We start from the raw sequence: 13,791 nt of genomic DNA on the forward strand, positions 1-13,791 counted from the left end.
GAGTGGGCATCTTCCCCACACAGAAAGGCCCGCCGCACACAGCGGCTCACCACGTGGTAGTAGGGCGTATCCTGCAGGCTGATTTGACGTGAACGAGCGATGGTCATGGCGAGTTCCTCGGCAGTGAGGCTTCAAGCCAAGCAGGCCATTACGCCTCTGTCAAAATGGTGGGTGTCCCAGAATCTTCGCCTCCCAGAATCTTCCCAGAATCTGTTCGTCCCAGAATCTGTTCGTAAGGCGTATCTTGCAGACTGATTTGACGTGAACGGGCGATGGTCATGGCGAGTCCCTCGGCAGTGATGCTTCAAGCCAAGCAGGCCACTACGCTTCTGTCAAAATGGTGGGTGTCCCAGAATCTTCCAGAATCTCCCCAGAATCTCGCCCTCAAAAGTAGACGTTTTTGACAAATTTGGCAAAATTGATGATTTTGAATGCCTTCTTGTGAGATTGTGTGTACAATATCAACTTAGATTTACCTCACATTTGGGTATCATAAAATGATAAAAAGACTTGGGTTTAGAAATTTTTATAGCTTTAAAGAAGGTGTTGAAATTAATTTCTCTGAAAAAGATTCTAGTTTCGATGAAGCCGATTCAACAAATATATCAAAAGTATTAGGGATTAAGGGTGCCAATGGTTCAGGTAAAACGAACATTCTAAAAGCTATCACATTCTTATATTGCTTTTGCTCAAGAAGAATGACCACATCTAAAAAAGATTCTGAAGTAGATCTTCCTTTTGAAAGCTTTATGGATAATGATGATATCACAGAGTTTTATATTGAGTTTATTAGGAAAGGAATTACATATTATTACGAGTTGGACCTAAAGCGTTCAGGGATAGTTAGAGAGGAAATACGTAGGAAAAATAAAAAGGAGGTTGTCTGTTTAACTCGTGAAAATAATAGAGTGACTCATTGCCTTAAAGAATTTTCAGAGCTTAAAAGCTTAAAATTAAAAGCAGACCAATCTATTATTAGCGTAACAAATGATTTTTCATTCAACAATGAAATGTATGACTTAGAAGTCATGAACTGGAATTTTACAAGAATCTTGTTTAATGTTGGATATGATGGGTATCACAATATTGAAACCGATAATTACTTTGAGGTGAGTGAGTTTTATTATCATAATAAAGATGCGTTCGAGTTTACAAAGGGAATTATTGAAAGTGTAGATGATGGAATTTCCGATATTACAATTGAGAAGACAACAGACTCTGAAAAAGGCGTAGATATTTTCTACCCAATGTTTCTTCATAGTGGTGGAGATGTTGACTTTGAAATTGGTCTCGCACATGAATCTATGGGAACAAAAGCATTATTCGTTACACTTCAAAAATATTGGGTAGCAATTAAAGACGGTAGTTTACTGGTTTTAGATGAATTCGATACTCACCTTCATGCGATGATTCTCCCAGAAATACTGGAGCTATTCACAAACCCTAATATTAATAAAAACAATGCGCAACTAATCTTTACCGCACACAATACAGAAATTATCGACTCTCTCGGTCGTTACCGAGCCATTCTTGTAAACAAAGAAAATAATGAGAGTTATTGCTTCAGATTAGATGATGTGTCTTTACTAAGAAATGACCGGCCAATCTCTCCTTTATACAGCAAAGGTAAAATTGGTGGAACTCCAAAAAATATTGATGGCTTAGCTTCTAGAATTGCTGAGTTTTGGAGTGACAATAAAAAATGAGCAAAAACTTTTCAAAATCACCAAGGAAAGAACGATTTCTATTAACAGTCCCAAAGGATAGTTTAAGCAACTGTGACATACTCACCCGTTCAAAGTTCAATTTCTCTTATTTTAACAATAACCATCCCGGCCAGGATTTTGTTGATTGGAACAACGCAGGAGGAAATAGTAAATTAGTGAAGTTAATGGGGAAATTAAAAGAGTTTACACGCGAACCGTTAAAGCATTGGGAAAATGAGAAAATAGGTAAAGGAAAAAATGCAGGAAAAGGAAAGCGTCAGAGTTGCTTAGAGGTATATAAGGACTTCCCTGCAAGGTCCGCTTTCTCACATCCTCAAAATGTACCTATTGATGTTTGGTGGGCTAGATTCAGAATAGACAGCGATACGAGATTAGTCGGTTTTGTTATACCGGATAATTTAGACAAAGCTATAGCAAGCAACTTTGACTACAATACTTTTTATGTTGTTTTTTTAGATGATAAACATCAGTTTTATTTAACATGACAAACAAAAGGACAAACTGAGTTATCTACCGCTTTGAGTGCCGCATAGCGGTCAACGAGTCGGCACATAGCTCCTTTCATACGGTATTGTTGGCCCCAGAAGTTGCCAAGGTAAAGTGACAGAGCTGTAGGTTTGTATATTTGGACGATCACTTCATTAATGCTACCGCTACAGCCTATATAAAACCAACCCGGCCTAAGCCGGGTTGATTGCATCAAAAGGTAAGAAAAATCAAAGCGCCTCCAATCTGGCATACGCCGCCACCAGCCACTTGGCGCCGGCGTCGTCGAAGTGGATCTGCACCCGGCTCTGGGGGCCGACCCCCTCGAAGTTGAGCACAGTGCCTTCGCCAAACTTGGGATGGAGCACCCGCTGGCCCAGGTTGAAGCCGCTCTGGGCGAAGCTCTGCTGCACCTCATTCTGGCTGAAGCGGCCATATTGGGTGGGGCGGCTGACCTGGGTGCGCAGGCGGATCTCCTCCAGGCACTCGGCGGGCATCTCGCGGATGAAGCGGCTCGGCTTGTGGAACATCTCGCGGCCGTAGATGCGGCGGCTCTCGGCATAGCAGAGGTAGAGCTTCTCCATGGCGCGGGTCATGCCCACGTAACAGAGGCGCCGCTCCTCCTCGAGGCGCCCGGCCTCTTCGGTGGTCTGCTGGCTCGGGAACATGCCCTCTTCCACCCCCACCATAAAGACCAGGGGGAACTCGAGCCCCTTGGCGCTGTGCAGCGTCATCAGCTGCACCGCGTCGGCGTGCTCGTCGGCCTGGCCCTCACCGGCCTCGAGCGCCGCATTGGCCAGGAAGGCCGAGAGATCGCTCATCTCGTCCGCCTCTTCGGGGCGGGTGAACTGGCGGCAGGCGGTCACCAGTTCGTCCAGGTTCTCGACCCGCGCCTGGGATTTCTCGCCCTTCTCGGCCAGGTACATGGCTTTGAGACCCGAGTTCTGGATGGTGATGTCCGCCTGCTGGTGCAGGGGCAACAGGCCCACCTGCTCCTCGAGGCCGTCGATGAGATCGACGAAGCCGCGCACCGCGTTGCCGGCGCGGCCCGAGAGCACCTTGTCAGCGAGCAGCTCGCGCGACGCCTGCCACAGGTTGAGGCCGCGATCCCGGGCGTGGCCACGGATGATGTCGAGGGTGCGATCGCCGATGCCACGGGTCGGGGTGTTGACCACCCGCTCGAAGCTGGCGTCATCGCCGCGGTTGTTGATGAGGCGCAGGTAGGCCAGCGCATCCTTGATCTCCTGGCGCTCGAAGAAGCGCAAGCCGCCGTAGATGCGATAAGGCATGGCGTCCTGCATCAGGGCCTCTTCCAGAATGCGGGACTGGGCGTTGGAGCGATAGAGGATGGCGCAATCGGCCAGCATGCCCCCCTTGTCACGCCACTCTTTCAGGCGCCCCACCACGAAGCGGGCCTCATCCACCTCGTTGAAGGCGGCGTAGAGGGAAATCGGCTCGCCCTCGGCCCCCTCGGTCCACAGCTCCTTGCCGAGGCGCTCGGCGTTGTTGGCGATGACGCAGTTGGCGGCCTTGAGGATGGTGGCGGTGGAGCGGTAGTTCTGCTCGAGACGGATGGTCTCGGCGCCCGGGTAGTCGGTCAGGAAGCGCTGGATGTTCTCGATTTTGGCGCCGCGCCAGCCGTAGATAGACTGGTCGTCGTCGCCCACGATCATCACCTTGCCGGTGTCGCCGGCCAGCATGCGCAGCCAGGCGTACTGCACGCCGTTGGTGTCCTGGAATTCGTCCACCAGTATGTTCTGGAAGCGATCCCGGTAGTGCTCGAGGATGTGGGGGCGATGGAGCCACAGTTCGTGGGCACGCAGCAAGAGTTCGGCAAAGTCCACCAAGCCGGCGCGATCGCAGGTCTCCTGGTAGGTCTGGTAGATCTTCTGGTAGGTGCGGGTGACCGGGTCGCCGTAGAGATCGATGTCGCCGGGGCGCAGCCCCTCGTCTTTCTTGCGGTTGATGTACCCCATCACCTCGCGCGGGGCCCAGTGCTTCTCGTCGAGGTTGAGCGCCTTGATGACCCGGCGAATGAGGCGGTACTGATCGTCCGAGTCGAGGATCTGGAAGTCCTGGGGCAGGCCGGCGTCCAGGTGGTGGGCGCGCAGCAGGCGGTGGGCGATGCCGTGGAAGGTGCCAATCCACATGCCGCGCTGATCGGTGCCGATCACTCGCTCGACCCGGCCGCGCATCTCGGCCGCCGCCTTGTTGGTGAAGGTCACCGCCAGGATGGAGAAGGGCGAGCAGCGCTCTACCTGCATCAGCCAGGCGATACGGTGCACCAGCACCCGGGTCTTGCCCGAGCCGGCCCCCGCCAGTACCAGCAGGTTGCCGCGCGGTGCCGCCACCGCATCCCGTTGCTTGTCGTTGAGGCCATCGAGCAGGCTTGAAACGTCCATCACCACTCCTGTTTATTTATACAGGCGGCGATTATACGGAAGTGGCGGCCCGATGACCAACGCCACGCACCTTTCCCCCTATTCTGCCCCGCCGGGGTGATTGAGCACCCCCAGCAGATCCCGTTGCAGGGTTCGCAACTGATCGATAAGAGCCAGGTTGAGCCAGAGGTAACCCGCCACCTCGGGGGTGCGGCCGCCGCTTGCCAGCAGGCCCCGCAGGTCTGCCTCCACCTGGGCCAGCTCACCGAGCAGGTCGTGGCTGAGCTGCCCGTCGATGGCCAGCTGGGCCAGCTGATCGATGAGATCGCCGATGCGCTGGTGCGCCCGGCGCAGCAGCTCGTCCCCGAGCAGGGCGAAGTGGCTCTCCCGATTGGCCCAGAAGGCGCTACCGAGCAGCTCGAGCTGAGCCACCAGGTTGCGCAGCCCGCGCTGGATCTGCTCCATCCCCTTGAGCGGGGCACCGCTCTCCCGGGCTGCCGGGGCCATCAGGGGGCGCAGCTTCACCAGCTCTCCCATCAGTCGGCTGCGCTGCCCCTCAAGGGGCGGAGGAGCCAGCAGGTTGGGTGAGAGGGCGCTGCGATAGAGCAGGGCGGTGGCCCGCAGCTGGCTGGCCAGCTTCATGCGCCAGTGCAGGTAGGCCTTGTGGGGCCAGATGGCCGCCAGCACGATGGCGATGAGGGCCCCCACCAGCACATCACCGGCCCGCCACAGGGCGGCCTCCATCGAGGAGGGGTGAGGCCCCACGATCACCGCCAGGGTGATGCCGAGCAGCAGCCCCACATAGGGGCGCTTGCCGAGGGCCACATAGCCACACGCCACCATGACGGCGGCACACCAGATCATTCCGAGCCAGGGCAGACTCCCCAGCAGGTAGAGGGCGACCATGCCCAGGGCTGCCCCGACACAGGTGCCGAGCACCCTGTGCCAGGTGCGGGTGACTATGTTGCCCCAGTAGGGGAGCGGGCCCAGGATCACCACCATGGTCACCAGGCTCCAGGCATCGTTGGGGAGCTTGATCAGCCGTATCAGCGACAGGGTCACCATGAAGGCAAAGGCCAGGCGCACCCCGTGGATGAGGCGGTAGTGGCGATAGAAGCGCTGCTGCAACAGCGAGATGGGGCTGTGGCGGACCATGATGGACTCGAGCCAGGAGGAAAGGGCGAAATTATAAGCCATAAGATGGCGCCGTCCACGGTGCGTTTCTTGGCATGAGGGGGCCAAGGCCGTATAGTGCTGGGCGTTAATCCATCAGGTTCCCCATTATGTTCCAAGACAATCCGCTGCTGGCCCAGCTCAAGCAACAAATCCGCGAGAATATCCCCAAGAAAGAGGGCGTGATCCGCGCCTCTGACCGGGGTTTCGGTTTCCTCGAGGTCGATGAGAAGACCAGCTACTTCGTGCCCCCTCCCTACATGAAGAAGGTGCTGCACGGTGACCGCGTGGTCGCCCTGATCCGCACCGAGAACGAGAAGGAGGTGGCCGAGCCGGATGAACTGCTGGAGGCCTCCCTGACCCGCTTCGTGGCCCGCGTGAAGATGTTCCGCGATCGCCTCAACGTGGTGCCGGATCACCCCAACATGAAGGAGGCGATGAAGGCCCGGCCGAAGAAGGGGCTGGACGAGAAGGATTTCAAGGAAGGGGACTGGGTGGTGGCGACCCTCAAGCGTCACGCCCTCAATGACAACGGCTTCTTCGCCGAGATCACCCACAAGATCGCCGACAAGGAAGACCACAACGTGCCCTGGTGGGTGGTGCTGGCGCGCCACAACCTGGCCCAGATCGAGCCGGCCGACCTGCCCGAGTGGCAAGATCTGGAAGCGGATCTGCCGCGCCAGGATCTCACCGACGTCGCCTTCTTCACCATCGACGGCCCCAAGACCAAGGACATGGATGACGCCCTCGCCATCCGTGAGACCGAGCAAGGCTGGGAGCTGCTGGTCGCCATCGCCGACCCGACCGCCTTCGTGGCCGAAGGAAGCGAGCTGGACAAGGAGGCCGCCCAGCGCGCCTTCACCGTCTACATGCCGGGGCGCAACGTGCCCATGATCCCGCGCACCCTCTCCGACGAGCTCTGCTCCCTGAAAGAGGGCGAAGAGCGCAACACCCTGTGCGCCCGTCTGACCATCCACAAGGATGGCCTGCTGGACGAGCAGACCGAGTTCTTCGCCGCCCGCATCCGCTCGCGCGCCCGTCTCAACTATGACGACGTCTCGGATCTCTTTGAGCACGACAAGCCGCTGGACGTGGACGCCGCCGTGCTGGCCCAGCTGCCGCTGATGAAAGCCATGACAGAGGCGCGCATCAACTGGCGCACCGAGCACGCCCTGGTGTTCCCGGACCGTCCCGACTACGACTTCGAGCTGGGTGAGAACGGCGCCGTGCTGGCCATCCATATGTCGCCGCGCCGCCTCGCCAACCGCATGGTGGAAGAGTCGATGATCGCCGCCAACATCTGCGCCGGCCGCGTGCTGGGCAAGACCGTCGGCTACGGCATCTTCAACGTCCACAGCGGCTTTGACGAGGACTCCCTCGACGGCGCCATCGAGCTGCTCAAGAGCGCCGAGGCCCCGTTCGAGAAGGAAGAGATCGCCAGTCTGTCGGGCTTCTGCGCCCTGCGCCGCTGGATCGACGGCCTCGACACCCGCTGGCTGGACGGCAAGATCCGCCGCTTCCAGAGCTATGCCCTGATGTCGGCCGAGCCGGGAGCCCACTACGGCCTGGGTCTGGATGCCTACGCCACCTGGACCTCGCCGATCCGTAAATACGGTGACATGGTCAACCATCGCCTGCTCAAAGCCGTCATCGCCGGCCAGCAACCGGGCGCACGCCCGAGCGAGGAGCTGACCCAGCACCTGACCGACTGCCGCCGCCTGCACCGCACGGTGGAGCGCGACATCGCCGACTGGCTCTATGCCCGCTTCCTGGCCCCCCTGGTCGCCACCGACACTGTGTTCGAGGGCGAGATCATCGACGTGATGCGTGCCGGTCTCAAGGTGCGCCTGCGCGAGAACGGCGCCGTCGCCTTCGTGCCGGCCAAGCTGATCCTCGACAACAAGGATCGCCTGGAGTGCAACTGGGACAGCGGCCGTGTCTTCCTCGACAAGGAGCCGATCATGGAGCTGGGCCAGACCCTCGCCGTGAAGCTGGCCGAGGTGGTGGAAGAGACCCGCTCCGTGGTCGCCAAGCCCGCCGTGGCCATAGTACCGGGCCCGCTGCCCGAGGCGCCGGCCGCCGACACCCCGGCTGCCGAGTAATGCCCCCGAGAGCCCGGCCTGCGCCGGGCTCTCTGTTTTATGCCGGCAGGCAGATGACCAGACTCACCCCCGCTGCACCAGTCGCTCCAGCAGGGCCTGAACCGGGGCACAGCTCTCTTCCCCCAGCAACCACTGCTTCTGATGGGGAGAGAGTGGCAGCATCTCAAGCCAGCGCTGGGCCACCCAGCAGCCATCCTCCCAGTGGGGCTCTCGATAGAGGGCGCCGTATTCGGGGTAGTCGTCAAACACCTCCCTGAGCTTCTCCACCAAAGGCGTAAAGGCCGGTGATACTGCCACCGGTGGCCAGGGGGGAAGTGCCGCCACCTCACCCCAACGCAGGCCATCTGCCTCCTGGCGCACCTCGCCGATCCGCACCCGCTCCACTCCGCGCACCGTAATACCGAGCAGGCCGTCGTCCAGCAGGTCGAAGTCGACGATCTCGACCCGGGTACCGATGGGCAACATGTTGCGGAGCGCTTGTGACGCCTGGGGATCGAGCATGCAGAGGACGAAGCCATGAGTGGAAGCCTGGGCGACCAGGCGCTGATAGCGAGGCTCGAAGATACGCATGGGCATGATGCCGCCGGGCAGCAGGTGTGCGGTGAGGGGAAAGAGAGGTAGCTCCATCAGAGACTCCGGCCTTGATACCGATACAGCGCGATCCACTGTCACTATTATAAAAGAAAGGCGAAATCTGACTGTTAAACCGTTTGGATATGCAGTAAAAATGGATAAGCACCACTTATCCGAAATATCCTGCGGAAATGGGTGCCCCATACCAGTGAAGATGCCTGCTCGCGCCCCCTCCACCCCGCCCGTGTGGTGGTTTTCTCGGCCCGTTACGGGTAAAATTCACGCCCTTAAACTCAAGTCACGTTTCGACGCATAACCATTGGTGGTCAGTTATGAAAGAGCATATTCATCATCTACTTGAACAGACGGTTGCCAACCTGAAATCCGCCGGTCTGCTGCCGGCCGACCTGGAGGCCCGTATTCAAGTCGATCGATGCAAGGAGAAGGCTCACGGCGACCTGGCCACCAACCTGGCGATGCTGCTGGCCAAGCCGGCCGGCAAGAACCCCCGTGAGCTGGCCGCGGCCATCATCGAGCACCTGCCCGCCTCCAGCCAGGTGGCCAAGGTGGAGATTGCCGGCCCCGGCTTCATCAATTTCTTCTTCGACAAGGCTTGGCTGGCCGGCCAGATCGAGGCCATCAACGCCAGCCCCAAGGCCAACGTGAAGCTGCCGGCCCCCCAGCGCGTGGTGGTCGACTACTCGGCCCCGAACGTCGCCAAAGAGATGGCGGTGCACCACATTCGCTCCACCGTCCTCGGTGACGTGGCGGTGCGCGCCCTGGAGTTTCTCGGCCACGACGTGGTGCGCGCCAACCACATCGGCGACTGGGGCACCCAGTTCGGCATGCTGATCGCCTATCTGGAGAAGATGGAGAACGAGCACGCCTCCGACATGGAGCTGCGCGATCTGGAAGCCTTCTACACCCAGGCCAAGCGCTACTACGACGAAGACGAAGCCTTCGCCGAGCGCGCCCGCGCCTATGTGGTGAAACTGCAGAGTGGCGATGAGTACTGCCGTACCATGTGGAAGAAGCTGGTCGACATGACCATGGAGCAGAACCAGCGCAACTACGATCGCCTGAACGTCTCCCTGACCAACAAGGACATCATGGGCGAGTCCATGTACAACGACATGCTCCCCGCCATCGCCGAGGATCTGAAGGCGCGCGGCCTGGCGGTCGAGGATGACGGTGCCCTGGTGGTCTATCTGGACGAGTACAAGAACAAGGATGGCGAGCCCATGGGGGTCATCATCCAGAAGCGTGACGGTGGCTTCCTCTACACCACCACCGACATCGCCTGCGCCAAGTACCGCTATGAAACCCTCAAGGCGGACCGGGTCATGTACTTCATCGACTCCCGTCAGCACCAGCACCTGATGCAGGCCTGGACCATCACTCGCAACGCCGGCTATGTGCCCGAGTCCGTGCCCCTCGAGCACCACGCCTTCGGCATGATGCTGGGCAAGGATGGCCGTCCCTACAAGACCCGTTCCGGCGGCACCGTCAAGCTGGTCGATCTGCTCAACGAAGCCGAGGAGCGCGCCACCGCCCTGCTCGAGAGCCGCAGCAGCGACATCCAGGGTGAGGAGCGCGCCAAGGTGATCAACGCCATCGCCATGGGCGCGGTGAAGTACGCGGATCTCTCCAAGAACCGCACCACCGACTATGTGTTCGACTGGGATCTGATGCTGTCGTTTGAGGGCAACACCGCCCCCTATCTGCAGTATGCCTATACCCGTATCCAGTCCATCTTCCGCAAGGCCGAGGTGGATCCGGCGACCCTGACCGGCTCCATCACCCTGACCGAAGACGCCGAAGAGACCCTGGCCCAGAAGCTGATCCAGTTCTCCGACGCGGTCAACGGCGTGGCCGACAAGGGGATGCCGCACCTGCTCTGTACCTATCTGTACGAGCTCTCTGGCAACTTCATGACCTTCTACGAAGCCTGCCCGATCAACAAGGACGGGGTGGACGAGGCAACCCGTCAGAGCCGCCTGTTGCTCTGTGCCGCCACCGCCAAGGTGCTCAAGCTGGGTCTGGACGTACTGGGCATTCACACCCTGGAGCGCATGTAATCCATGGCGACACGGGATTATGTCGGCAACGGCTCGCGCAGAAGGGCCGGTGGACGTAACAGCAAGCGGGCGGCGCCCAAGCGCAGCTTCCCGCTCATCCCTGTGCTGGTGCTCGGGGTATTGCTGGCCGGCTTCGGCGGCTTCCTGTATGTGATCAATGGCAAGGGGGATTCGTCCCCCTCCATCGAGGAGCAGGTACGGGCCAACAAGCCCAAGTCCGACAAGCCGGCACTGCCCCAGGAGAAGTGGAGCTACATGGAGCGGCTGGAGAACAAGCAGGTCGACATCGTCGAGCCGCCTCCCCAGCCGGGTGTGCTGCCTCCCCCTCCTGCCGAGACGGTTACACTGCAGCCCGAACGCCTTCCCAAGCCGGTGGAGACTCGTGTACCGCAGCCGGGCACCCCGGTTACCGCCCCCAAACCCGCCACCGGCGCCCCGGTTGCCACGGCCCAGGAGCAGGTGATCGACCGCAAGGCCGAGCGGGAACGGATGGAGCGCGAGCTACGCGCCGAGCTGGAGCGGGAGCAGGCCGAGAAGGCCAAGGCGGCCGCCGCCAGTGCCGACAGCGGACGCTACATGATGCAGTGCGCCGCCCTGCGTTCACAGGACGCCGCCGAGTCGCTCAAGGCGCGTATCGCCTTTACCGCCGGTCTCTCCTCCAGCCTGCAGAGCGTGAACGGCGCCAATGGCACCGTCTACAAGGTGGTGGTGGGCCCCTTCAACGGCAAGGCGGCCGCCGATGCGGCCAACAAGCGGTTGCAGGCCTCCGGCATCAGCGGCTGCATTCCCCGCAAACAGTAATCCCGTATCATGACGCCGGCATCGCCGGCGTTTTTTTGCCTTGAAAAAATCCTCCTGCGCCCCCACCTCTCTTCTCATGCACAGTTGACCCCGCCTCCGGGGTCGTGGCCCCAAGCGAGGTACAGCAAGTGACCACCATAGTTTCAGTTCGCCGTAACGGTCAGGTCGTCATCGGTGGCGATGGCCAGGTTTCCCTGGGTAACACCGTCATGAAGGGCAATGCCCGCAAGGTCCACCGCCTCTACAACGGCAAGGTGCTGGCCGGGTTTGCCGGCGGTACCGCCGACGCCTTTACCCTGCTCGAGCGCTTCGAGGCCAAACTGCAAGCCCATCAGGGCAACCTGGAGCGGGCCGCCGTGGCCCTGGCCAAGGAGTGGCGCACCGACCGCGCCCTGCGCCGCCTCGAGGCTCTGCTGGCCGTGGCCGACGAGAACAAGTCTTTCATCATCACCGGCAACGGTGACGTGGTGCAGCCGGAGCAGGATCTGATCGCCATCGGTTCGGGGGGCAACTTCGCCCAATCCGCCGCCACTGCCCTGCTGGAGAACACGGATCTCGATGCCAAGAGCATCGTCGAGAAGGCCCTCAAGATCGCCGGCGACATCTGCGTCTTCACCAACCAGCACCACACCATAGAGGTGCTGGACTACCAGCCGAAATAAGCGCTCCCCCCATTCTGCGGGGCGGCCACGCCGCCCCCGACACAGGAATCCCATCATGTCCGAGATGACCCCGAGAGAAATCGTTCACGAGCTGGACCGTCACATCATCGGCCAGGCCGACGCCAAGCGCGCGGTAGCCGTGGCCCTGCGTAACCGCTGGCGCCGCATGCAACTCAATGAAGAGATGCGCCATGAGGTGACCCCCAAAAACATCCTGATGATTGGCCCGACCGGCGTGGGCAAGACCGAGATCGCCCGCCGCCTGGCCAAGCTGGCCAACGCCCCCTTCATCAAGGTCGAGGCCACCAAGTTCACCGAGGTGGGCTATGTGGGCAAGGAAGTGGACAGCATCATCCGCGATCTGACCGACGCCGCCATCAAGCTGGTGCGCGAGACCGAGGTCGAAAAGATGAAGTACCGCGCCGAAGAGGCTGCCGAGGAGCGCATCCTCGATGCCTTGTTGCCCAACCCGCGTAACACCTGGGGGGAAGAGGAGAAGGCCGACAACTCCAACACCCGCCAGATCTTCCGCAAGAAGCTGCGTGAAGGGCAGCTCGATGACAAGGAGATCGAGCTGGAGCTCTCCGCCAGCCCCATGGGCGTGGAAATCATGACCCCGCCGGGTATGGAGGAGATGGCCAACCAGCTGCAGGGACTGTTCCAGAACCTGGGGCAGGGCCAGAAGAAGAAGCGCAAGATGAAGGTCAAGGAGGCCATCAAGGCCCTGACCGAGGAGGAGGCCGCCAAGCTGGTCAACCCGGAAGAGCTCAAGCAGAAAGCCATCGAAGTGGTGGAGAACAACGGCATCGTCTTCATCGACGAGATCGACAAGATCTGCAAACGCGGCGAAGTCTCGGGCCCCGATGTCTCCCGTGAGGGTGTACAACGGGATCTGCTGCCGCTGATCGAAGGCTGTACCGTCAACACCAAGCACGGCATGGTCAAGACCGACCACATCCTGTTTATCGCCTCCGGAGCCTTCCAGGTGGCCCGTCCGTCTGATCTCATCCCCGAGCTGCAGGGTCGTCTGCCGATCCGGGTCGAGTTGGGGGCGCTGACCACCGAGGACTTCGAGCGTATCCTGACCGAGCCGAACGCCTCCCTGACCGATCAGTACCAGGCCCTGATGGCCACCGAGGGCGTCACCATCGCCTTCACCCAGGACGGCATCCGCCGCCTGGCCGAGGCCGCCTGGCAGGTCAACGAGCGCACCGAGAACATCGGCGCCCGCCGCCTGCATACCGTGATGGAGCGCCTGATGGAGGAGATCTCCTTTGATGCCTCTGAAAAATCGGGCCAGACTTTCACCATCGACGCCGACTACGTTAACACCCATCTCGGCAAGCTGATTGAAGACGAGGATCTGAGCCGCTTTATCCTGTAAGTTCAGTCCCTTACCAACAGCAAAGCACCTCCCATCGGGAGGTGCTTTTTTATTGCCTTCGCCCAAAGAAACACTGTGGACATGAGGCTTAACCGGCCATGAGGCCCGGCAATCGGGGCATGGTCACCCTGGCACGCAAGGTCGGGTTCAAGGTAGAGGTGTCGATGGAGGATAACCTGGTGAGCATGGTGCTGCCGCTCGCCGTGAACACGCCGTGAGGCGCGGATGGAGAACCAGGGCCTGCCGAGCTCGCGGTCGCTCGGTGAGAGTGAGCAAACCCCAAAGAGAAAGAGGCCATCCCGGGTGGGATAGCCTCTTGTTGTCTCGACAGCCTTTCAAAACTGCAAATGCAAAAAGACCATCTCAAACGAGATGGTCTTTTTATCTTCAAATTGGGTGCCTGGCAGTGTCCTACTCTCGCATG

At 59.5% G+C, this 13,791-nt stretch carries 11 protein-coding genes and 1 pseudogene; 8 read left to right on the top strand and 4 right to left on the bottom strand.

The window, feature by feature from the left end; translation table 11 throughout:
- Positions 1 to 107: pseudogene (locus AB5Y48_RS13385) on the bottom strand (alpha-amylase family glycosyl hydrolase); the annotation flags it as partial.
- A 390-nt stretch (positions 108 to 497) separates the two neighbouring features.
- On the opposite strand from AB5Y48_RS13385, the gene AB5Y48_RS13390 reads away from it, so the two are divergent.
- Both AB5Y48_RS13390 and AB5Y48_RS13395 read left to right on the top strand, forming a co-directional pair.
- Positions 498 to 1,706 (top strand): ATP/GTP-binding protein, encoded by a 1,209-nt coding sequence (locus AB5Y48_RS13390; protein WP_368164799.1) that lies wholly within the window; start codon positions 498 to 500, stop codon positions 1,704 to 1,706.
- Positions 1,703 to 2,212 carry a hypothetical protein gene (locus AB5Y48_RS13395; RefSeq protein WP_158704888.1) on the top strand — a complete coding sequence of 170 codons (510 nt, stop codon included), beginning with the start codon at positions 1,703 to 1,705 and terminating at the stop codon, positions 2,210 to 2,212. The genes AB5Y48_RS13390 and AB5Y48_RS13395 overlap by 4 nt, the downstream gene beginning before the upstream one ends.
- Positions 2,213 to 2,443: 231 nt before the next feature.
- On the opposite strand, the gene uvrD is transcribed toward AB5Y48_RS13395, so the two are convergent.
- Both uvrD and AB5Y48_RS13405 read right to left on the bottom strand, forming a co-directional pair.
- Complete coding sequence (gene uvrD, locus AB5Y48_RS13400; protein WP_005362267.1) at positions 2,444 to 4,615, bottom strand: DNA helicase II; 2,172 nt, start codon at positions 4,613 to 4,615, stop codon at positions 2,444 to 2,446.
- Between the two features lie 78 nt (positions 4,616 to 4,693).
- A complete protein-coding gene (locus AB5Y48_RS13405; protein WP_136612665.1) occupies positions 4,694 to 5,791 on the bottom strand; it encodes an FUSC family protein in 1,098 nt (365 codons plus the stop codon).
- A gap of 86 nt (positions 5,792 to 5,877) precedes the next feature.
- Here AB5Y48_RS13405 and AB5Y48_RS13410 point away from each other — a divergent pair, with 86 nt between their 5' ends.
- Positions 5,878 to 7,869, top strand: a complete 1,992-nt coding sequence (locus AB5Y48_RS13410; protein WP_368164800.1) for an exoribonuclease II — start codon at positions 5,878 to 5,880, stop codon at positions 7,867 to 7,869.
- A 63-nt stretch (positions 7,870 to 7,932) separates the two neighbouring features.
- Here AB5Y48_RS13410 and AB5Y48_RS13415 read toward each other — a convergent pair whose 3' ends face one another.
- Positions 7,933 to 8,496 (bottom strand): LON peptidase substrate-binding domain-containing protein, encoded by a 564-nt coding sequence (locus tag AB5Y48_RS13415; RefSeq protein WP_050667406.1) that lies wholly within the window; start codon positions 8,494 to 8,496, stop codon positions 7,933 to 7,935.
- 278 nt (positions 8,497 to 8,774) lie between these two features.
- Here AB5Y48_RS13415 and argS point away from each other — a divergent pair, with 278 nt between their 5' ends.
- The 5 genes from argS to AB5Y48_RS13440 all read left to right on the top strand — a co-directional run bounded on the left by argS (position 8,775) and on the right by AB5Y48_RS13440 (position 13,585).
- The gene (argS, locus tag AB5Y48_RS13420) at positions 8,775 to 10,520 is read left to right on the top strand and encodes an arginine--tRNA ligase (RefSeq protein ID WP_368164801.1); all 1,746 of its coding nucleotides are present in this window, start codon (positions 8,775 to 8,777) and stop codon (positions 10,518 to 10,520) included.
- 3 nt (positions 10,521 to 10,523) lie between these two features.
- Positions 10,524 to 11,321, top strand: a complete 798-nt coding sequence (locus tag AB5Y48_RS13425; protein ID WP_050667408.1) for an SPOR domain-containing protein — start codon at positions 10,524 to 10,526, stop codon at positions 11,319 to 11,321.
- Between the two features lie 128 nt (positions 11,322 to 11,449).
- Positions 11,450 to 11,983 (top strand): ATP-dependent protease subunit HslV, encoded by a 534-nt coding sequence (hslV, locus tag AB5Y48_RS13430; protein WP_050667409.1) that lies wholly within the window; start codon positions 11,450 to 11,452, stop codon positions 11,981 to 11,983.
- 55 nt (positions 11,984 to 12,038) lie between these two features.
- Positions 12,039 to 13,367, top strand: a complete 1,329-nt coding sequence (gene hslU, locus AB5Y48_RS13435; RefSeq protein ID WP_050667410.1) for an HslU--HslV peptidase ATPase subunit — start codon at positions 12,039 to 12,041, stop codon at positions 13,365 to 13,367.
- Between the two features lie 98 nt (positions 13,368 to 13,465).
- A complete protein-coding gene (locus AB5Y48_RS13440) occupies positions 13,466 to 13,585 on the top strand; it encodes an acetyltransferase (protein WP_368164803.1) in 120 nt (39 codons plus the stop codon).
- Positions 13,586 to 13,791: the final 206 nt, after the last annotated feature.

Origin of the sequence: Aeromonas sp. R6-2 (genome assembly GCF_040908155.1) — a bacterium.
GTDB classification, from domain to species: Bacteria; Pseudomonadota; Gammaproteobacteria; order Enterobacterales; family Aeromonadaceae; genus Aeromonas; species Aeromonas schubertii.

Excerpts from the sequence above, each read along its gene's own strand:
- AB5Y48_RS13390 (WP_368164799.1), top strand. The coding sequence starts at position 498 with ATGATAAAAAGACTTGGGTTTAGAAATTTTTATAGCTTTAAAGAAGGT.
- AB5Y48_RS13395 (WP_158704888.1), top strand. The coding sequence starts at position 1,703 with ATGAGCAAAAACTTTTCAAAATCACCAAGGAAAGAACGATTTCTATTA.
- uvrD (WP_005362267.1), bottom strand. The coding sequence starts at position 4,615 with ATGGACGTTTCAAGCCTGCTCGATGGCCTCAACGACAAGCAACGGGAT.
- AB5Y48_RS13405 (WP_136612665.1), bottom strand. The coding sequence starts at position 5,791 with ATGGCTTATAATTTCGCCCTTTCCTCCTGGCTCGAGTCCATCATGGTC.
- AB5Y48_RS13410 (WP_368164800.1), top strand. The coding sequence starts at position 5,878 with ATGTTCCAAGACAATCCGCTGCTGGCCCAGCTCAAGCAACAAATCCGC.
- AB5Y48_RS13415 (WP_050667406.1), bottom strand. The coding sequence starts at position 8,496 with ATGGAGCTACCTCTCTTTCCCCTCACCGCACACCTGCTGCCCGGCGGC.
- argS (WP_368164801.1), top strand. The coding sequence starts at position 8,775 with ATGAAAGAGCATATTCATCATCTACTTGAACAGACGGTTGCCAACCTG.
- AB5Y48_RS13425 (WP_050667408.1), top strand. The coding sequence starts at position 10,524 with ATGGCGACACGGGATTATGTCGGCAACGGCTCGCGCAGAAGGGCCGGT.
- hslU (WP_050667410.1), top strand. The coding sequence starts at position 12,039 with ATGTCCGAGATGACCCCGAGAGAAATCGTTCACGAGCTGGACCGTCAC.
- AB5Y48_RS13440 (WP_368164803.1), top strand. The coding sequence starts at position 13,466 with ATGAGGCCCGGCAATCGGGGCATGGTCACCCTGGCACGCAAGGTCGGG.